General features: G+C 33.7%; 18 protein-coding genes. 7 read left to right on the top strand and 11 right to left on the bottom strand.

From position 1 onward, the window contains the following. The first annotated feature begins 16 nt into the window (after nt 1-16). Nucleotides 17-934 (top strand): PorP/SprF family type IX secretion system membrane protein, encoded by a 918-nt coding sequence (locus ACW5R3_RS11725; protein ID WP_456577204.1) that lies wholly within the window; start codon nt 17-19, stop codon nt 932-934. Between the two features lie 11 nt (nt 935-945). Then, a complete protein-coding gene (locus tag ACW5R3_RS11720; protein WP_456577203.1) occupies nt 946-2,970 on the top strand; it encodes an OmpA family protein in 2,025 nt (674 codons plus the stop codon). Nucleotides 2,971-3,253: 283 nt separating this feature from the next. On the opposite strand, the gene ACW5R3_RS11715 is transcribed toward ACW5R3_RS11720, so the two are convergent. From ACW5R3_RS11715 to ACW5R3_RS11700, 4 genes are all read right to left on the bottom strand, one after another. Then, nucleotides 3,254-6,706 carry a pyruvate carboxylase gene (locus tag ACW5R3_RS11715; RefSeq protein ID WP_456577202.1) on the bottom strand — a complete coding sequence of 1,151 codons (3,453 nt, stop codon included), beginning with the start codon at nt 6,704-6,706 and terminating at the stop codon, nt 3,254-3,256. A gap of 11 nt (nt 6,707-6,717) precedes the next feature. After that, on the bottom strand, nt 6,718-7,779 hold the full coding sequence (locus ACW5R3_RS11710) for a hypothetical protein (RefSeq protein ID WP_456577201.1): 1,062 nt from the start codon (nt 7,777-7,779) through the stop codon (nt 6,718-6,720). A 99-nt stretch (nt 7,780-7,878) separates the two neighbouring features. Then, nucleotides 7,879-8,871 carry a phosphotransferase gene (locus ACW5R3_RS11705; protein WP_456577200.1) on the bottom strand — a complete coding sequence of 331 codons (993 nt, stop codon included), beginning with the start codon at nt 8,869-8,871 and terminating at the stop codon, nt 7,879-7,881. 129 nt (nt 8,872-9,000) lie between these two features. After that, entirely contained in the window at nt 9,001-9,513 is a 513-nt protein-coding gene (locus ACW5R3_RS11700; protein WP_456577199.1) for a VOC family protein, read from the bottom strand. A 156-nt stretch (nt 9,514-9,669) separates the two neighbouring features. Between ACW5R3_RS11700 and ACW5R3_RS11695 the strand changes: the two genes are divergently transcribed. Further along, nucleotides 9,670-9,942 carry a winged helix-turn-helix transcriptional regulator gene (locus ACW5R3_RS11695; protein ID WP_456578834.1) on the top strand — a complete coding sequence of 91 codons (273 nt, stop codon included), beginning with the start codon at nt 9,670-9,672 and terminating at the stop codon, nt 9,940-9,942. A gap of 101 nt (nt 9,943-10,043) precedes the next feature. On the opposite strand, the gene ACW5R3_RS11690 is transcribed toward ACW5R3_RS11695, so the two are convergent. Further along, on the bottom strand, nt 10,044-10,763 hold the full coding sequence (locus tag ACW5R3_RS11690; RefSeq protein WP_456577198.1) for a 3-ketoacyl-ACP reductase: 720 nt from the start codon (nt 10,761-10,763) through the stop codon (nt 10,044-10,046). Nucleotides 10,764-10,982: 219 nt separating this feature from the next. On the opposite strand from ACW5R3_RS11690, the gene ACW5R3_RS11685 reads away from it, so the two are divergent. Together ACW5R3_RS11685 and era are read left to right on the top strand one after the other, a co-directional pair. Then, nucleotides 10,983-11,441 carry an RNA methyltransferase gene (locus tag ACW5R3_RS11685; protein WP_456577197.1) on the top strand — a complete coding sequence of 153 codons (459 nt, stop codon included), beginning with the start codon at nt 10,983-10,985 and terminating at the stop codon, nt 11,439-11,441. 26 nt (nt 11,442-11,467) lie between these two features. Beyond that, nucleotides 11,468-12,349, top strand: a complete 882-nt coding sequence (gene era / locus ACW5R3_RS11680) for a GTPase Era (RefSeq protein ID WP_456577196.1) — start codon at nt 11,468-11,470, stop codon at nt 12,347-12,349. Nucleotides 12,350-12,353: 4 nt separating this feature from the next. On the opposite strand, the gene ACW5R3_RS11675 is transcribed toward era, so the two are convergent. Further along, nucleotides 12,354-12,851 (bottom strand): GTP-binding protein, encoded by a 498-nt coding sequence (locus tag ACW5R3_RS11675; protein ID WP_456577195.1) that lies wholly within the window; start codon nt 12,849-12,851, stop codon nt 12,354-12,356. Nucleotides 12,852-12,983: 132 nt separating this feature from the next. On the opposite strand from ACW5R3_RS11675, the gene der reads away from it, so the two are divergent. Together der and ACW5R3_RS11665 are read left to right on the top strand one after the other, a co-directional pair. Further along, nucleotides 12,984-14,288, top strand: a complete 1,305-nt coding sequence (gene der / locus ACW5R3_RS11670; protein ID WP_456577194.1) for a ribosome biogenesis GTPase Der — start codon at nt 12,984-12,986, stop codon at nt 14,286-14,288. A gap of 191 nt (nt 14,289-14,479) precedes the next feature. Next, the gene (locus ACW5R3_RS11665) at nt 14,480-17,284 is read left to right on the top strand and encodes an outer membrane beta-barrel protein (protein ID WP_456577193.1); all 2,805 of its coding nucleotides are present in this window, start codon (nt 14,480-14,482) and stop codon (nt 17,282-17,284) included. A gap of 77 nt (nt 17,285-17,361) precedes the next feature. Here the strand turns inward: ACW5R3_RS11665 and ACW5R3_RS11660 are convergent, their stop codons facing one another. Genes ACW5R3_RS11660 through ACW5R3_RS11640 form a run of 5 tightly spaced genes read right to left on the bottom strand, consistent with a single transcriptional unit; the run spans nt 17,362 to nt 20,613 of the window. Further along, a complete protein-coding gene (locus tag ACW5R3_RS11660) occupies nt 17,362-18,180 on the bottom strand; it encodes a TPM domain-containing protein (protein ID WP_456577192.1) in 819 nt (272 codons plus the stop codon). A 34-nt stretch (nt 18,181-18,214) separates the two neighbouring features. Next, nucleotides 18,215-18,652, bottom strand: coding sequence for a TPM domain-containing protein (locus tag ACW5R3_RS11655; protein WP_456577191.1), 438 nt, complete (start codon nt 18,650-18,652; stop codon nt 18,215-18,217). A gap of 5 nt (nt 18,653-18,657) precedes the next feature. Next, complete coding sequence (locus ACW5R3_RS11650) at nt 18,658-19,254, bottom strand: LemA family protein (RefSeq protein ID WP_456577190.1); 597 nt, start codon at nt 19,252-19,254, stop codon at nt 18,658-18,660. Between the two features lie 58 nt (nt 19,255-19,312). Further along, nucleotides 19,313-19,642: a MerR family transcriptional regulator gene (locus tag ACW5R3_RS11645; protein WP_456577189.1), complete on the bottom strand. Its 330-nt coding sequence runs from the start codon at nt 19,640-19,642 to the stop codon at nt 19,313-19,315. Then, nucleotides 19,642-20,613 carry a peptidoglycan DD-metalloendopeptidase family protein gene (locus tag ACW5R3_RS11640; RefSeq protein ID WP_456577188.1) on the bottom strand — a complete coding sequence of 324 codons (972 nt, stop codon included), beginning with the start codon at nt 20,611-20,613 and terminating at the stop codon, nt 19,642-19,644. Before ACW5R3_RS11640 ends, ACW5R3_RS11645 begins: the two co-directional genes overlap by 1 nt. Nucleotides 20,614-20,818: the final 205 nt, after the last annotated feature.

Below are 20,818 nucleotides of genomic sequence, written 5' to 3'. Positions count from 1 at the left end.
AACAAAAAATATAAAAATGAAGTTAAAAACTAAAATAACAATTAGCACGCTTGTGTTCTTCATAGCCCTAATGAGTTATGGGCAACAAAACCCGCAGTATACTGATTATATGTTTAACACATTAACGGTAAACTCGGCCTATGCAGGATCTAGAGGGCATTTATCTGTAATGGGACTTTATCGTTCGCAATGGGTAGGACTAGATGGTGCTCCAACAACACAATCCTTTAGTATTGATTCTCCTGTGGGGAAAAATGTGGGACTTGGGGTGTCTATTGTAAATGACGAACTGGGACCATCTGATGAGTTTTATTTCGATGCAAATTTCTCTTATACCATTCGACTGTCAGACACAAAAAGGTTATCCTTTGGTGTAAAAGGTGGTGGTAAATTACTTAATGTAGATTGGAGTAAAGGGTCGTACCAAGTAGATGAAAATATTTTTCAGAATAATATCGAAAATAAGTTTTTACCAACTATAGGTGCGGGTGTTTATTTACATAGTGATAAAAGTTATGTGGGGCTTTCTGTTCCTAATTTCTTAACGAATCAATATTATGATGGCGTTCAAAATGCCGTTGATACTGAGAAAATACATGTTTACTTAATTGGAGGGCATGTATTTGATTTAAGTACAAATGTTAAGTTTAAACCAGCCTTTTTAGGGAAGTTTGTTGTAGGGGCACCAGTGGTTGTGGATCTATCAGCAAATTTTATGTTTCATGATGTTCTACGTTTAGGGGCAGCATACCGTTGGAATGATTCTGTTAGTGGTTTGGTTGGGTTACAAGTTTCACCACGTTTTATGGTGGGCTATGCTTATGATTATACAACATCACCATTACAGGATTTTAATTCAGGAACACACGAAATAATGTTGCGTTTTGAATTAATAACTAAAGAAAAACAACTTAAATCACCTCGTTTCTTTTAAATTAAAGCTACATGAAAAAAATAATTACACTATTAATTGTCTTCGGAGTAACCTTTACCTATGCACAGTCAAGTTCAACAGCAAAGGCGGATCGGTTGTTTGATAAAATGTGGTATAAAGAAGCAGCTGTTTTATATGCCAATGAGGTTCGGAAAATAGAGAAAGGTAACTTTAATGATTCCGAAGAAAAACGTCAAGACTACATGCGAGTATTGCAACGTGCAGGCGATGCGTTTTACTTCAATACAGATATGAAAAATGCCAATCGTTATTATGAAACCTTGGTCTCTCAGTTTAATGCTGAAATAGATTCAGAGTACTTATTTCGTTATGTGCATACTTTAGAGGGTATTGCGAAGTATCGAGATGCTAAATATTGGATGAAAGCATTTTCAAAGCGCACTGAAAACTCTGATGATAGGTCGGAAGAGTTTAGTCAAGCAAAAATAAAAATTGAAGATGTTTTAAATATGGAGCCAGCCTTTCTTCTTAAAAATCTATCAATAAATACACGCTTTTCAGATTTTGGACCTATGTATTATGATGATAAATTGGTTTATTCAACGGCCGATTCTACAAATTTTCATACCCGAACCTACCAATGGAATGAGCAGCCTTATTTAAACTTGTTTATTGGCGAGTTGGATGGTTTGGAATCTGACTTGAAAACAATTGGAGAGTTTTCAAAAACTATTAATACAAAATACCATGAGGCTACTTTAGCTTTTTCACCAGATGAGTCGGTTGTATATTTCACTCGAAACAATTATGATGGTAATCTGGCGCGTGATACAGATGGCACTAATCACTTAAAACTATATCGTGCTGAACGTCATTTTGGTTCTGATAGTACCGCTACATGGAAAAATATTAAAGAACTTCCTTTTAATAGCGATTTCTATTCCGTTGGGCATCCAGCAGTAAGTGAAGATGGAAAAAAACTATACTTCGTATCTGATATGCCTGGAACCATTGGAGGTACTGATATTTTTGTTGTAGACATTTTAGATGAAGAAGATAATGGAAACGAGACATCAGATGGTTCCGATAGCGAAAATTATAAAGGCTTTTCAAAACCAAGAAATCTTGGAGAAAAGGTGAATACTTCAGGACGTGAAATGTTTCCGTTTATTACGGACAAGGCTCTTTATTTTACTTCCGATGGGCATTTAGGTCTTGGAGGGTTAGATGTGTTTCAAAGTGTTGTAAAAGATAGTGTGTTTCAAAAACCGACCAATTTAGGGGCGCCTTTAAATAGTAAATTAGATGATTTTGCTTTTATAGTAAATGAAGACACAAACAGAGGTTTTGTGAGTTCAAATAGACCGTCAGGTAAAGGTGATGATGATATTTACTCTTTTGTTAGAGAACCAATTGTTTGTGATCAAATGATTCGTGGTATGGTATCTCATGAACTGTCAGGAGAAAGAATTGCCGATGTAGAGTTGGTTTTATGGGATGCTAATGGTGTTGAGTTAGAATCTACCATGACAAATGTTAGCGGTGAGTATAAATTTAATACCCGTTTGGACTGTAGTACTAATTTTAAAATTGTTGCAGCCAAGCCTAATTATGAAACTAAAGAGAAAGTTGCTATTACATTAGATACATCAGGTGAAACAATTGTGCCTTTAGGTTTAGAAAATAAACTTATTGTTAGAGAAGGTGATTTACTAAAAATTAAAATTGGCATCATATATTTTGATCTAGATAAATCGATTATTCGTCCGGGTGATGCAGCTATAGAACTTAATAAGGTTGTTTTGTTAATGAACGAATATCCAAATATGGTTATCAAAATAGAGTCTCATACCGATTCTAGAGCGCGAGATGCGTATAATTTAGAGCTTTCAGATAGACGAGCAAAAGCAACACGTGATTATATTATATCGCAAGGTATTGATGCTACACGAATAGAGAGTGCTATAGGTTATGGTGAAACCCAATTAATAAACAAGTGTTCAAATGGTGTGCCTTGTACTGAAACGGAACATCAAATGAATAGACGTTCGGAGTTTATCATTTTAAAGATGTAAATTTTAAATGTATTATATGTAAAAGGCGAACTTAGGTTCGCCTTTTTTTTGTTTAGTTAAGAGGTGTTTTAATTAATATTTATCTGTAATTTGAAATAATAGAACTGATCATTAAAATTTATTTCTACTTTGTTAGTTGTGTCAATTTCTAAAATGAAAATTTTAAAATAAAGATTTACTGGCAGCCATTAGTGTCAATAGAAAAAAATGGTTCTAAAAAATAAAACAAGAAAAAGCCAGAAGTTACTTCTGGCTTTTAAGGTTTTTAGTTATCTAAATGATGTTATTCCATAGTTAAAATTAAATCGTCCTGCATTACCATTGTATTTTCTTTTAAGCTTATAGATTTTACTTTTCCAGCTTTAAAAGCTGTAACGGTAGTCTCCATCTTCATGGCTTCAATAATAAATAGTGGATCATTTTCGGCTATTTCTTGGCCACGTTTTACCAATATTTTTGATAGCGAACCTTGTAAAGGAGCTCCAATATGATTCGTGTTTTCAGTATCTATTTTTTGATTTTCTTCCTTTTTAATGTTTAAAGAACGATCTAGTACTTCTACAAATCTATTTTCACCATTTACTTTAAAGAACACGATACGCACCCCATTTTCATTTGGGATTCCAACAGAAAGTAATCGTACGATAATTGTTTTTCCGGGTTCTAATTCAATATGCGTTTCCTCGCGTTGTTTCATTCCGTAAAAGAAATTCTTGGTTGGTACCAAGGCAAGATTGCCATAAAGCTTATAGTTTTCATGAGCTTGTTCAAACACTTTAGGGTATAAGGTGTAAGAAAGGAAATCTTCAATTTCTAAGGCACGTGTAAAGCCTTTTTGAAACTTTTTCTTAAATGCCTTATATTCTAAATCAAAATCTATAGGTTTCAAATGCGCATTTGGCCTGTCTGTATATGGTTTTTGGTTTTTAAGAATGATTTTCTGTAATTTTTCAGGAAAGCCCCCTGCAGGTTGTCCTAAGTCGCCCTTAAAGAAACTAATTACAGATTCTGGAAATGAAATTTCTTCACCACGTTCATAAACGTCTTTTGGTTCTAAATCATTCGTAACCATAAAGATGGCCATGTCTCCTACAACTTTACTACTCGGAGTTACTTTTATTAAGTTTCCGAACATGGCATTAACTTCCTTGTACATTTTTTTAACTTCCTCAAAACGATCGCCTAAGCCTAAAGCTATAGCCTGAGGACGTAAATTAGAGTATTGTCCTCCTGGAATTTCATGCTTGTAAACTTCTGCTGTTCCAGCTTTTAAGCCAGATTCAAAAGGATAGTATAATTCACGGGTGTCTTCCCAGAAATTTGAAAATTGGTTTAACGTATTCATATCAAAATCATGAGCACGTGGTTCATATTTCATCATTTCTACAACCGAATTAAAATTAGGCTGTGAAGTTAAACCAGATAAGCCTCCTAAAGCCACATCTACCACATCAACACCTGCTTCAATTGCTTTCAGGTAAGTAGCAGATTGCAAGGATGACGTATCGTGTGTGTGTAAATGAATAGGGACGTTTACGGTATCTTTTAAAGCGTTAACTAATTCGGTTGCAGCATAAGGTTTTAACAAACCAGCCATGTCTTTGATAGCAATCATATGCGCTCCAGCATTTTCAAGGTCTTTGGCTAATTGTGTATAGTATTTTAAATTGTATTTGGTTTGTTTTACATCTAAAATATCATCCGTATAACTAATAGCAGCTTGAGCAATTCCGCCTGTTCTATTTCGGACATAATTGATACTTGGTTCCATAGCTTTTACCCAGTTTAAAGAATCGAAAATTCTAAAAACGTCAACGCCATTTTCCCATGATTTTTCTACAAATTTTTCAATCAGATTATCAGGGTATGCTTTGTAGCCTACGGCATTACTTCCTCTAAGTAGCATTTGAAAAAGGATGTTTGGAACAGCTTTTCGTAATTCGCGTAAGCGGGTCCAAGGGCTTTCATGCAGAAAGCGTAAGCATACATCAAAGGTTGCTCCTCCCCAAACTTCCATACTAAAGGTGTTGGGATGGTTTTTAGCATAACTTTCTGCAACTTTTAGCATATCGAAAGTACGCATACGCGTGGCCAATAGCGATTGATGAGCATCACGCATAGTGGTATCTGTATAGTGAATTTTATTGTCGTTTTTTAACCACTCACAAAATTTATCAGGACCTAATTCTGTTAGTAAATCTTTAGTCCCTTTTGGGTGAGGGGCATTTAAATTAAATTTAGGGACTTTCGGGTTTCTAAATACTTTATTATCGTCTTTGTATTTAACATCGGAATTTCCATTCACTATAACTTCTCCTAAAAATTGAGTGACTTTTGAGGTCCGATCTTGAGGTAGTTTTATATTGAAAAGTGCTGGCGTATTCTGAATGAAATTTACTGTTACTTCTCCCGATTTAAATGTGTCATGTTGTATGACATTTTGTAAAAAGTGAATGTTAGTTTTAACGCCACGAACCCGAAATTCTTTTAAGGCGCGGACCATTTTCCTTACAGCACCATCTAGTGTTCTGCCGTGTGCGGAAACTTTAACAAGCATGGAATCGAAAAAAGGACTCACACTATAGCCTTGATATATGCTCCCGGCATCTAAACGAATACCCATTCCAGCAGCACTTCTGTAGGTTGTTATTGTTCCGTAATCTGGTGTGAAATTGTTTGAAGGATCTTCTGTGGTTAAACGACATTGTAAGGCAAAACCATAGGTTGCTAATGTGTCTTGATCATAGATTTTTATTTGCTGGTCGGATAATTTATAACCACCCGCAATAAAAATTTGTGTTTTAACTAAGTCAATTCCAGTTACCATTTCAGTAACGGTATGTTCAACTTGAATTCTAGGATTAACCTCTATAAAGTATACGTGATCATCTTTGTCAACTAAAAACTCTACAGTTCCAATATTATTATAATTAACGGCCTCTGCAATATCAATGGCATATTTATAAAGCGCTTGTTTTACATTTTCCGAAATGTTAAAAGAAGGTGCAATTTCAACTACTTTTTGATGACGACGCTGAACAGAACAGTCACGCTCAAATAAATGTCTAATATTACCATGATTGTCGGCTACTATTTGAACTTCAATATGTTTTGGGTCTTCTACATACTTTTCTAAAAACATGGAGTCATCACCAAAGGCATTCAGAGCTTCGTTTTTTGCAGAATCGAAATTTTGCTCTAAATCCTCTTCTTTTCTAATAATTCGCATACCACGACCGCCACCACCAGATGCGGCTTTTAGCATTAATGGATAGCCAATAGATTCCGCTTCGGAAATAGCAATTTCTAATGATGTTAATTGCTTTTTATTACTTTCAATAATAGGAACTTGGCAACGGACGGCAATTTCTTTTGCGGTAATTTTATCACCTAAAGCATCCATTACTTCTGGGTTTGGACCAATAAAAATGATGTTGTTTTCTTTGCATTTTCGAGCAAATTCTGAATTTTCTGAAAGAAATCCGTAGCCAGGGTGAATGGCATCAACATTTTTTGATTTAGCGAGTGCTATAATTTCATCGCTGTTCAAATAAGGCTTTAAAGGATCATTATCTTCACCAATTTGATAGGATTCATCAGCTTTATTACGATGTTGTGAGTAACGGTCTTCATAAGTGTAAATTGCTACAGTATCCAGGTTTAATTCGGTACAGGCCCGTAAAATACGTATGGCAATTTCTCCTCGATTGGCAATTAATACCTTTTTAATTTTCATGTTTAACAATTTTATTTAATAATATATGGGTTTTCATTTTTATAATTCCGAACTATAAAATCTATAGCATTATCTAATAATTCGCCCATATTTTTTGATTTCTTAAAATTAACGTCACCTACTAAATTAAACAATCCTGATTTGAGTTGTTTAATTTTTGTGGGTGTTGATATGCTGTCTGCTTTCATGCATTTTAATAGGTGCTCTAACCGTTCATGTTCGGCTGTAGCTCGTTTTGCAAGTAAAGAGCGTTCTTCCATTTTATACTGTTCTATAGATTCGGGGGCAAGCACATTAAGACTTAGTTTAACCAGTGCATTATTTTCTTTTAAAAACTGCGGTTTATAAACTTTAGGATTGCCTTCATAACTTTGTTGATCGAAATCTACAGCACGAATACGATATTGGATTCTATCAAAATCCTGGGTAATTACAATGACATAGTTGTAGGAGCGCATATCGGCTAGAAGGCGGACGAAACAACGTTCGTTAAATTTTACAAACTCCTTGGCTAAAGCACGTTCGTCTTGAGGGGATAATTTTTTTAGATGATGATTTATAAATGTGTCACCTGCTATTCCTGAAATGTGTTCTTCTATTAGAGTATCCTTATGTACTAAAAATGTAATGTGATTAGGTGATAGTAAATGCTCTAATTCAAGTCCGTATATGCGGGAAGCATCTGCTTTTTTTACATACAGGTATAAATAATTGTCATTAAGTATGTTACGAACTTTAACACGGAAAGGTTTTGTGTTTCCAAAGGTGCAAAAATCAATACTGTCTATATTTAAATAAGGAATAAGACTATCGCTTCCATCAGAATGCAGAATAGAATACATACGTTTTAAACTTAGTTCTATTTCAGCACGTTCATGTTCGGCGTAATAGGTGCGAATCCATAACGTATCATTTTCGTTTTCATCTAAAATTTCAATAGCACCTTGAAAGCGTAATAAATCATCATAAAAAATGGGTATTTTAATATTTCGCCCTTGAGCAGTTAGATATTCCGATAACAATGGAGTTATTGGAAAAGCGGGCTTTTTTTTAGAAATAAGTTTTTTATCCACGGTATAAGAGCTATGTCTTCGAAGATAATTTTATTATTACTGAAAACCAATTAATGACAATCAAAATAAATTTATAATTAATAGAGTAAGCTTGAAGTGCTATTTATAGGTCTCGTTTGTTTTTGAATAGTCTAACCATGATTTTATACGCCCTAGAAACATATCTAAATAATTTTCTGTTAAAAAGATATTAGACCAATCGAAACGCTGTGCTTGAACGCCTAGGTAATACAAAAAAATGGAAGCTCCTGCTGTAGGAATTAAGGTTAATTCTGAAGGAGATATATGACGTTCAGATTGATAACCTGAAAGAAATTTAGAAACTTTTTCTTCGTAGACTTTTTTATCTGTTTCAATAAAAAATAACTGCATGCAGAAATATCCAATGTCTAAAATAAACGGTCCGTTTCCACAATTATCGAAATCGAATATTGTAATGTTATTAGCGTTATCGACACTTAAGTTATCATACCAAATATCTAAATGTACAGTCCCTTTTTGGTTTTCAGTTAGCGGCGTGTTTTTAAAAGCGGTATTTACAGAATTTGTAAGATCTTTAAACAGTTTCATAGCATCTATATTCTCATTAAAATATTTGGTAAGAAATGTATAAGATTTTTCTGTTAATAAAGATTCTGTATATGTTGTTCGTTTTAAGGAAGGTTTAGGTGAGTTTTTATGGATTTTTGCCATAGTATCACCAATCCTGTAGCAGGTCTCCAAATTTTTAAATCGAATTTTTTTACCTTCTGCAAACGAAAATAATACAACATAGCGTATGCCTTCAGGAGCATCTATTTTTTGAATATACGAACCGTTTGTTGCTGCTATAGGGGATGATACTGATAGGTTATGATTACTGAGGTGTTGTAATAAACGTAGTTCTTCTTTAATTTCGGTAAGCGTCCGCCAATTGTAGCAATATACTCTTAAAGCGTATTTAATAGTTGGCGTTGTAATAAAGTATGTGTGATTAATTCCGGTTCTAAATAATGAACAACTAGATTGTGCATCCAGACCATAAGTTTCAATTATATATAACCCTAATTCTTTTTCAGAAAGGGTAGAAGAGGATGCTGGAATTGCTTTCATGTTTATTGTTTTATATGCTAAAAAAAACGATTGTTCTCTTAGCTTGAACCGCTATGCAATTTATAAATTACCAATAAACAAGAAAACAATTATTCAGCTAATGTTTTAATGAATTTAAATACGATATTTTTATTTTTGGTAAGCTCCAGATGAGTAGGTAAGCTCATAACTATGTGTATATATTTCGAAAACAATACCAAAAGGATCTTCTACATATACCATTTTAAAAGGCTTTTCATTTGGGTAGTATTCACGAATTGGCATTCGCTGTTTACCTCCGTAGGCTACAATCTTATCGGTTAAAGCTTCAATATTTGGGTCTTGAATGCAGAAATGAAACAGACCCGTGTTAAATGGATTGAATTCTGGTACTTCTTTGTTTCCATGTGGGAAAGAAAATAACTCAATACCCGTACCATCAGAAGTGGACATGTGTGCAATTTCAAAGGTTTCCCAATCATCGCCAAACACATCAATACACATTTGACCAATAGCGGTTTCTTTTTCTTTTTTTACTACTGAAGGCGCCATTATTACATACCAGCCCATAACTTCTGAATAGAATTTTACAGCATCGTTTATATTAGGAACCGTAATACCAATATGTGAAAATGATTTTGGATAATTTGTGTTAACTGTCATATACATTAAATTTAGATTTCAAAATTAGTGTATATTTGCTTTTTGCACAATAACTTACCTAAAAGTTGTATAGGTGCTAAAAAGAGTAATTTTAAGATTGTCAGTTATTTAAATGTTTATAAATTGAAAAAAAATAAATGTCCTTTAGATTATACTATGGGCTTAATTGGAACGAAATGGAAACCCTTAGTGTTATTTCATTTACTAAATGGGCCTTTGCGTTCTGGAGTATTACAAAAAACACTACCTGGAATTTCAAATAAGATGTTTACACAAACAGTTAGGGAATTAGAGAAAGACGGATTGGTTCTAAGAAAAATTTATCCGGTTGTCCCACCTAAAGTGGAATATAGTTTGAGCGATAGAGGCGCTTCTTTAGAAGGCGTGCTTAGAGCTTTAGATGCTTGGGGAGCAGAAGATAGTAAGTAGGTGCTTATGCCTTTTAAATGATATGCATATTATTTAGATACCTATTAGTACCTAAATAATATGCATGTAATTTATAAATAGGAGTAACCTGTTTCAAAATTCTATGGATTTGTAGACCATAAGGCTGCACTTTTAAGCATAGCGCGTCTTGGTAAGCCTAACCCGGCAACAATAAGTTCTGCAAAATCTTCTGGTTGTAAAACACGATCTTCAGAATCCTTAGAAGCTATACCTAATTCAATAGACATATCTGAAGCTATCGTACTTGGTGTTAAGGTACAAACACGGATATTGTTCTTTCTTACCTCTTTCATTAAAGATTCAGACATACCAATTACAGCAAATTTAGAAGCTGAATAAGCCGAAGTAGTAGCATTACCTGAAAGACCTGCTGTTGAAGATACGTTAATAATATCTCCAGAGTTATTCACAATCATGTGAGGTAAAACCTCTTTAGTAACATAATACATACCCATTACATTTGTTTGGATAATTTGACTCCATTGTTCAACAGGCATATCGTTAAATGAACCAAAAGCAGCAATTCCGGCATTGTTAACCAAAATATCAATACCACCTAAGGTGTCAATCATGTTTTTGATACTAGTTTTAACTTCTTCATAATTACCTACATCAAATGCAGCATATGTTGCAGAAACACCTAGAGCTTCAATTTCGGCAACGGTTTCTTTTAATGCAGCTTCGTTTCTTCCTGTAATGGCTACATTAATTCCTTGTTTAGCAAAAGCTAAAGCAGTCGCTTTTCCTAACCCACGACTACCTCCTGTAATAATGGCGTTTTTGTTTTTTAAATCTGTCATGTTTTTTCTTATTTTGAGAATATACGGTTGTTTGTAATAAAATTAGCAATCAAGAATTGCTGTATTCAAGCATACAAATTTACGCATTATTAAATTTTTTGGTGGTAAATTTTGGTGCAGATTATTTTAAATTTTTGTAAATAAATACTTGTTAGAAATTCAGTGTAAATAAGTGTTGGACTGTGTTTTTACTTTTTTATAATTTGTTAAATTGCGGCTATGATAGATAATTTTGAAAATGAGTTTTTTGGTATAGGTATCCAAAATGGGAAAACACCTGAAAATCTAGGTGTGCTTTGGCGTTCTGCACAAAATTTAGGTGCTAGTTTTATTTTTACCATAGGTAATAGGTATGCTAAACAAGCTTGTGATACGCATAATGCGGTTAAATCTATGCCGTATTTTCATTATGATAATTTTGATGATTTTTTTAATAACCTTCCAAAAGGAGCAAGGATTGTTGGTGTAGAACTAACAGATGAGGCAGAAAATTTAGAAACTTTTAATCACCCAAGGCGTTGTGTGTATCTGTTAGGAGCTGAAGATCATGGTTTAACAAAACAAGCCATTGAAAAGAGTCATTTTTTAATTAAATTTAAGTCTCAATTAAGCCTCAATGTTTCAGTAGCAGGAAGTATTGTTATGTATGATAGGGGAATAAATAAACCAAGGTTGTAACTTTGCACCGATAAAACAGTTCTAAAATGAGTCATAAAGCAGGATTTGTAAATATTATTGGTAACCCAAATGTTGGGAAGTCAACACTTATGAATGCATTTGTAGGTGAAAAATTATCCATAATCACCTCCAAAGCCCAAACAACCCGTCATCGTATATTAGGGATTGTTAATGGTGAAGATTTTCAAATGGTCCTTTCAGACACCCCCGGAATTATTAAGCCAGCATATGAGCTTCAGGCTTCAATGATGGATTTTGTAAAATCGGCTTTTGATGATGCAGATGTTCTTGTTTACATGGTGGAAATAGGAGAGAAAGAGCTTAAAGATGAAGCTTTTTTTAATAAAATAACCAATTCTAAAATACCTGTTTTATTACTTTTAAATAAAATAGATAAGTCCGATCAAGAGCAGTTAGAAGGACAAGTTCAAGCATGGGCAGAAAAGGTGCCAAATGCCGAAATTATTGCCATCTCAGCTTTAGAAGGTTTTGGTGTTCCTGAAGTTTTTAATAGAATTATTGAATTGCTACCTGAATCTCCTGCCTTTTATCCTAAAGATCAGTTAACAGATAAGCCTGAACGGTTTTTTGTAAATGAAACCGTTAGGGAGAAAATTTTAATGAACTATAAAAAGGAAATTCCATACGCTGTAGAGATTGATACAGAAGAGTTTTTTGAGGAAGATGAAATTATTCGCATGCGTTCGGTAATTATGGTTGAACGTGAAACACAGAAAGGAATCATAATCGGACATAAAGGCTCGGCGTTAAAGCGCGTTGGTATGGAAGCTAGAAAAGATTTAGAAGCGTTTTTCGGAAAGCAAGTTCATTTAGAACTATATGTGAAAGTTAATAAAAATTGGCGTAGTGATCAGCGACAACTAAAACGTTTTGGTTACAATCAATAACAACTTAGTTTTTTATAATTTTATTCATAAAATCATGTAGTTCATGCATTTGTTCTTTACTAGAATCGCGACCAATACGGCCAGCAAAGTATAAGACAAACCAAATAATTACTAATAGCAACATAATTCCTAGTTGTACCGCAAAGCTATTATTTAAAGACCAATTTGTATAGGCCCACACACCAAAGCCCACAAATAAACCGGCGACTATAAAATGAAAAAACATAAACATAGTCCAAACGGTAGGGTTAGGGCCAAATAATCCATGTAATTGAGATGTTTCATGATTTATTTCATTCACCTCTAAATGCAATTGTGGAGACCAAAAGTGTTGTTGTGATTTTGGGAGTTTTAAAAAAATATGATCATCAATAATTGCTATAATAAAAGCTTTTTGTGATTTTTTAGCATCGGCAAATAATTGTATAACAGCTGTATTGGGTAAGGATAATTCTTTTTTAAAACGCGGTCTTAAAACAATATTTTCTTTTTGTAAACTCATTATAATTTGGACAATTAGTAGGTTTTTTTATGCACTAAAAAGATTATTTTTCACAATCCTCATTTTTAACCTGCACTAAATATAACGAAATCATCTGCTTATCATTATATTTGCACCAAAATTTGTAATAATATGAGTAATATCGTAGCTATAGTTGGTCGCCCAAATGTAGGGAAATCAACCTTCTTTAATCGTTTAATACAACGAAGAGAAGCCATTGTAGATGCCACAAGTGGTGTAACTAGAGACCGTCATTATGGGAAAAGTGACTGGAATGGTCGTGAATTTTCCTTGATTGATACCGGAGGTTATGTAAGAGGTAGCGATGATGTTTTTGAAGCTGAAATAGATAAGCAGGTAGAGATTGCTATTGAAGAAGCAGATGCCATAATATTTATGGTAGATGTAGAATCTGGTGTCACTGGTATGGATGAAGATGTCGCTAAACTATTGCGTAAAGTTTCTAAACCCGTTTTTTTAGTTGTAAATAAAGTAGATAATGGTAAACGTGCCGAAAATGCTGTAGAATTTTATTCTTTAGGATTAGGCGATTACTATACAATAGCAAGTATTAATGGTAGTGGAACAGGAGACTTATTAGATGCGCTTGTTGAAGCATTGCCAGAAAAAGAAGAAGTAGAGGAAGTTCAATTACCACGTTTTGCTGTAGTAGGGCGTCCAAATGCAGGAAAATCATCTTTCATCAATGCGTTAATTGGAGAAGATCGCTATATCGTTACAGATGTAGCTGGTACAACTCGTGATTCTATTGATACCAAATACAACCGTTTCGGGTTTGAATTTAATTTAGTTGATACTGCCGGAATACGTAAAAAATCTAAGGTAAAAGAAGATTTAGAATTCTATTCAGTAATGCGTAGTGTACGTGCAATTGAACATTCTGATGTTTGTTTAGTTGTTTTAGATGCAACACGTGGTTTTGATGGTCAAGTTCAGAATATTTTTTGGTTAGCAGAACGTAACAGAAAAGGGATTGTTGTTTTGGTTAATAAATGGGATTTAGTTGAAAAAGATACCATGACAACCAAACAATATGAAACCCTTATTAGAAAAGAAATGGAGCCATTTACCGATGTGCCAATTGTTTTCATATCTGTTTTAAATAAACAACGTATTTATAAGGCTATTGAAACAGCTGTTGAGGTTTATAAAAATCGTAGTAAGAAAATTAAAACGAGTAAGTTAAACGAAGTATTACTTCCTATTATAGAAAATTACCCTCCACCAGCTTATAAAGGGAAATTTGTTAAAATCAAGTATATTATGCAGTTGCCTACACCGCAACCGCAGTTTGCTTTCTTTTGTAACTTACCACAATATGTGAGAGATGGGTATAAGCGCTTTCTTGAAAATAAACTGCGTGAGCACTTCGATTTTCATGGAGTTCCTGTTAGTGTATATATGCGTAAAAAATAGCATTTTAAAACATTTAATATAAATTTAAAAACCATTTACAATCTTGTAGATGGTTTTTTTTTTGGTTTGTGTCTAGGTGTTCTTCTTCAGTATGTTAAAAGGTAAAGTTTATGTTTTTTTTAAGAAAATTCATACGATTATGATTTTATATTCGTTTTTAGAAAACCAACCAACCAAACATCAATCAAATTATGAAGAGTTTATTCTTTGTACTTACGTTCTTTGCCATATCTATGGCTTTTTCACAATCTCGACCTATAGAAATATCGGGTAAAATCTTGTCTGTAGACGAACAATTACCTCTAGAGTCGGCAACTGTTCACCTCGAACGTTTATCCGATAGTACCGTAATTACCTATACAATTTCAGATAAAACAGGTGGTTTTATTTTGGAAGATCGTATATCAGATAAATCGGTAAAACTATATGTATCTTACGTAGGGTATAAAAGTTATGAAAAAATTATTTCATTAGCACAGTCAAAAGTTCAAGTGGGTACTATAAATTTAGAAGTTAGTAATGCTTTAGATGAAGTTTTAATTAAATCTGCAGCGCCAATAACAATTAAAAAAGACACTTTGGAATTTAATGTTAGTTCTTTTAAAACCAAAAAGGATGCAACGGTAGAAGACCTTTTAAAAGAGTTACCTGGGGTAGAAGTGGATGAAGATGGTAAAATTAAAATTAATGGTAAAGAGGTTAATAAAATCCTCGTTAATGGAAAGCCGTTTTTTGGTGATGATCCAACGATTACCACTAAAAATTTAACCAAAGAGTTAATTGAAAAAATTCAAGTAGTTGATACTAAAACGAAAGCAGAAGCTTTTAGTGGAGAGGTAGTAGATGGCGAAAATAAAACCATAAACTTAACCATTAAAGAGGAGAATAATAAAGGTGTTTTTGGTCGTGTTGCTGCTGGAGCCGGAACAAATGAACGTTATGAAGGTGCGGGAATGCTTAATTATTTTAATAATGATAGGCGAATAAGTGTGCTACTAGGAGGTAATAATATTAATTCGCCAGGGTTTAGTTTTGGCGAAATTCGTAAAATGTTTGGCGGTGGCTCTAGCATGTCCATGTCAAGTAATGGTTCCTTTACCATAGATGGTCGCTCATTTGGAGGCGGAGAAGGGATTACAAAATCGCAAAATGCCGGTGTTAATTATGCGGATATAATAGGAGAAAAGACAGATGTTTCTGCCGATTATTTTTATTCAGGTAGTAGTTCAGAAAATAAAACGGCAACTCAAAGAGAAAATATCTTACCAGATTCTCGCTACTATACCAATTCAGAAACTAATAGTTATAATGATAGTGATAGTCATTCGGCTAATATGGGTTTTGATATAGAAGTCGATTCTACTTTTTTAATAAACATAAATCCCTCTTTTCGTTACTTTAAAAATACCAACACGTATACGGCTTCTGAGGAATCTTTAAATGATTCGTATGTTTTAACCAACCGTTCTAACACTAATTCGGTGGTTGAAAATATTGGTAAAAATTTCCAGAATTCAGTAAGTTTAACCAAGAAGTTTGGAAACAAAGGCGCGTCTTTATACGTTAATTTAGTTAACGAGATTAATAGCCGAGAATCTGAAGATAACCTACAATCGTTAACCAATGTGTATGGAGAGGATCTTTCCAATCCTACTAATCCTGAATATGTATTAATCGATCAAACCAAGAGAGATCAACTAACTAATGGCGATGGAGCTGATGCTAATTTTAGGTCCTATATAGGATATAAACTGCCTATAGTGGCTGAAAAACTTTTTTTGAATTTTAATTATGAATATGAAAACGATAAAACTACCGATACTAAAAGTACTTACGATAAAGATGTTTTAGGTAGTTTTTCGATATTCAATGAGGATCAAAGTACCGATTTTGAATATTTAGATGAAAGTATGAGTCCTGGTGTAAGTTTAAGTTATAGAAGTGAAGTTTGGTCTGCTAGGATTGGTGTTGATTATGTATATAGAACTTTAGAAAATACCGATTTATTACGACCAGAGCTATCTATAAAAAGACGTTTTGAAACACCGGAGTTAAGTGGGTATATACAGTATAAATTTAGTCCCAAAGCATCTTTGTGGTCTAATTATAGTTTGAGAAATACACCGCCACAATTAGCCCAATTACAAGCTTTTGAAAATGTGTCTGATCCTTTAAATACCATTGTAGGTAATCCTGATTTAGAGCCCGCTAATAGTCATAATTTTAGTTTTGGATATAATGCTTTCGACTGGCAAAAACGTACGGGTTTTTATTCTTATATCGGGGGATCCTTTACAGAAAATCAAGTAGTAGCAAAAACAACTGTTGATGAGAATTTTGTAAGAGAAACAACCTATGCTAATGTTGATGGTTACTATAGTATTTACGGAAATGCAAGCTATAATAAGGATGTGAAATTGGATAGTTTAAGGACTATTAAATTGGATTTTGGTGCTTATGGTAATTTAAATAGAAATATAAATTTTAATAATGAGGTACAATATGCTAGTAAAGTACGTTCTATAACTCCCGAAATTGGAGTGCGCTTCATCTGGAAAGATGTTTTAGAATTCCGCCCTCGTTACTCTATTTCTTTTACTAAAAACACCTTTGATTTAGATGAGTTTGAAGATCGCGAGTTTTCATATCATAACCTTAATTTAGATACAGCTATATTTCTTCCTAAGAATTTTGAATGGCGAAATGATGTGAACTATAATTATAATCCTAATATTGGTGAGGGCTTTCAGAAAAGTGCTTGGTTTTGGAATTCAACACTTGCGTATTCTGTATTAAAAGATGCCGGTACAGTAACATTAAAAGTTTATGATTTGTTAAACCAGAATACCAATGCTAGGCGAACAGCAACCCAAAATTATATTCAAGATTCCCAAAGTACCGTTTTAGAGCAATATTTTATGTTAAGCTTTAGTTGGAAGTTTAATAGTTTGGGTAAAAAGGGAGAAACAAATGATCGTGACGTTTTTTGGGATTAAGAAAAAAATAACAGGAGCAAAAAAAGCCATTTTAACATATGCTAAAATGGCTTTTTTTTATTGTTTTAAGTAGATAATTACCAGCCTCCAGAAGCTCCGCCGCCTCCAAAGCCACCGCCTCCGAAGCCACCACCAAAGCCGCCTCCGCCAAATCCACCACCTGATGAACTGCCAAATCCACCAGAAGATCCACCGAAACCGCCACGGCCCATATTGCTTAAAATTATGGCATCAAGGATACTAAAACCACCAGAGTTTCCTCCGCCAGAACCATTATTACCTCCGCCTTTACGGTTTTTGGAAATAGCCATTATTATAAATAGAAATATGATAAATAGTGGAAATAGAATCCCGACCGGGAAACCATCTGCATCATCGCTTATTCGTGTGCCTTGATATTCACCAGTTAGTACTTCAAATATGGCTTCAGATCCACGATTTAAACCACCTGGATAGTCGTTTTGTTTAAAATAAGGAATAATATCATTATTAATAATACGTTTGCTCATAGCATCTGTTAATAAATGCTCTACACCATATCCCGTATTAATAGCAACTTTCCGATCATCACGTGCTAATAATATGAGAACGCCATTATCTTCTTTCTTCTGTCCAATGCCCCATTTTTCACCCCATTGCGCACCTAGGTAATTAATGTTTTCACCATTAGTTGATGAAATTATAGCAACTACTATTTGCGTTGAAGTAGTGTCTGAGTACTTGATTAACTTCGTTTCTAAAGCGTTTTTTTCGGAAGAAGAAAGTAGGTTTATATAATCGTAAACGCTTGTTTCTTCCTTAGGAATTTCAGGAATATTAAATTGAGCCAAACTTGTTTGCGTTCCTAAAAACAGTAGCATACAAATAAATGCTAACTGCTTAAGGTGTATACACATGAAGTTTGTTATGTTTAAATTGGGCATAATTATTTTATCCTTTTGAAATAGTATCGGGTAACTCGTTAGTATCTGTATGATCCCATGGAAAATGAGTTTCTAAAACGGCTCCAGCTTTTAGAATACCGTCTACTAAACCTTGTTTGAAATTTCCTTGTTTAAATTGATTTTGTATAACATTTCTGGTGCTATCCCAAAAATCAGGAGCCACAACATCGTTAATGCCTTTGTCTCCGAAAATAACAAAGTTTCTATCCTCTACAGCAACATAAATTAATACGCCATTCTGCAGTTTGGTATTGTCCATTTTTAAGTTGTGAAACACTTCCATAGCACGTTCGAAAACATCAATTTTAGACGTTTTTTCAAGGTGTACGCGTATTTCACCAGAGGTGTTTTTTTCTGCTTTACGAATGGCATCAATAATAGCCTGCTCTTCGTTGGCCGTTAAAAAATCTTCAATTTTAGACATAGTTTTTAAAATTCAAAGTCAACATCAGGTGCATTTTCACTTCCGGCATCAGCTTTATATCTTGGCATTTCTTCAAATCCAAACATACTAGCTAAAAGGGTTCCTGGGAATTTTTTAATATGTTTGTCATAAATGTTTACAGAGGCATTATAACGATCTCTGGCTACATTTATACGGTTTTCGGTACCTTCTAATTGAGACTGTAATTCAAGGAAATTTTGATTCGCCTTTAAGTCAGGGTAGCGCTCAACAGTTACTAATAAACGAGATAAAGCACTGCTTAGTCCGCTTTGTGCCTGTTGGAATTGTGCCATGTTTTCGGATGTTAAATTACTAGCATCAATATTTGTAGATGTCGCTTTTGAACGCGCTTCAATAACATCCGTTAGTGTATTTCTTTCAAAATCTGCAGCACCTTGTACGGTTTTAACAAGATTACCAATTAAATCATTACGACGTTGGTAAGAGCTTTCTACATCGGCCCATGCTGTTTTAGCGTCTGCTTCATGTTCTACAGCTGTATTGTTGAATCCTACCGCCCATGAGTATAATGCAAATACTATTGCGGCAATAATTAAAACGGGAATTAACCATTTTTTCATAATAAATTGATTTTAAGTGTTAAGGTTCTATGTATTAGTAGTGATTTCTGTAAAGATGTTACAATTGTTCTTTTATTTTATTAAGCTGTGCTTTAACTTCTTCTAGTTTATTAATAATACCAAAAGTGTCAAGCGTTTGTTGTTTACCTTCTTTTAAATGTATTTTAGCGCCTTCTAAAGTAAAGCCGCGTTCTTTAACTAAATGATGGATTAGTTTTAGATTTTGGATATCTTCGGGTGTGAATTTACGATTGCCTTTAGCATTTTTTTTAGGCTTTAAAACGTCAAATTCTTTTTCCCAAAAGCGTATTAAAGATGTGTTTACATCAAAAGCTTTGGCAACTTCACCTATTCCGTAGTACCTTTTTTCTGGTAAGTTAATATGCATTAGTCTAAAGATTGATTTTCAAGTGTTGCATGTTTTAATAGTTCGTCAAACTCTTCTGCAGATAGATTTCCGTAATAGAAATTTAAAGGGTTTATGCGTTTGTCGTCTTTAAAAATTTCATAATGTAAATGCGCTGCTTCAGAACGCCCTGTATTACCTACAAATCCTATTAAATCACCCCGTTTTACTTTCTGATTTTTTTTAACATTGTATTTGTATAAGTGCGCATACAGGCTTACATATCCAAAACCATGATCTATTCGAATATGGTTTCCGTATCCTGATGATCGACTATCGGCTCTAATTACAACACCGTCACCTGAAGCATAAACAGGCGTGCCGCGAGGAGCAGTGAAATCCATACCATAATGAAATTTACGAACTTTAGTAAACGGATCTGTTCGGTAACCGTAACCTGATGCCATACGGGTTAAATCTTCATTACTTACAGGTTGTATAGCGGGAATTGCTGCCAGTAATTTTTCTTTTTCTTCAGCAAGTTTCGCTATTTCATCTAAAGATTTAGATTGTACTACGATTTGTTTTTGAAGTATATCTATACGCTTATTACTTTCAATAATTAATTTTGAATTATCAAAACCTTCTAAGTTTTTATAGCGATTTACACCCCCAAATCCCGCAAGACGCTGTTCTTTAGGAATAGGATTGGTTTCAAAATATAAGCGGTAAATGTTATTGTCACGATTGGCAATATCTTCTAAAACCAACTGTGCTTCGTCCATTTTTTTATTTAGTAATTGATACTGGAGTTGCAAATTAGAAAGTTCTCTTTTTAAGGCTCTTTCCTTTGGCGACTCAATATATTGACTAGAAATAAATACGGTTAAAAAACCAAACAATCCAGCGGCTAAAACAAACAACATAATGTACTTAAAAGTGCGCCTTTTTTTACGCTCAATTTTTCTATATGAAAGCGTTTCAGAATCGTAATAATATTTTACCTTACTCATTGGCTAAATTTACTATTTTTGCAATTAATTAGAATAGAATTATAAATTATTCTGCTTGGCAAGCTAACAAACCTACCTAATTAATACAATATTTACGTGACTGTAATTGTATTTCAGGTTATTTATACCCTTAGTGTATTATTTTAGGGTAGTAAAGATATAAATTGTTTGCTACATTGCAGAATTTTAACAAAAGCTTACAAAG

It is taken from the genome of Algorimicrobium bowmanii (assembly GCF_054031195.1).
This window is presented reverse-complemented; position numbering and strand designations above follow the sequence as displayed.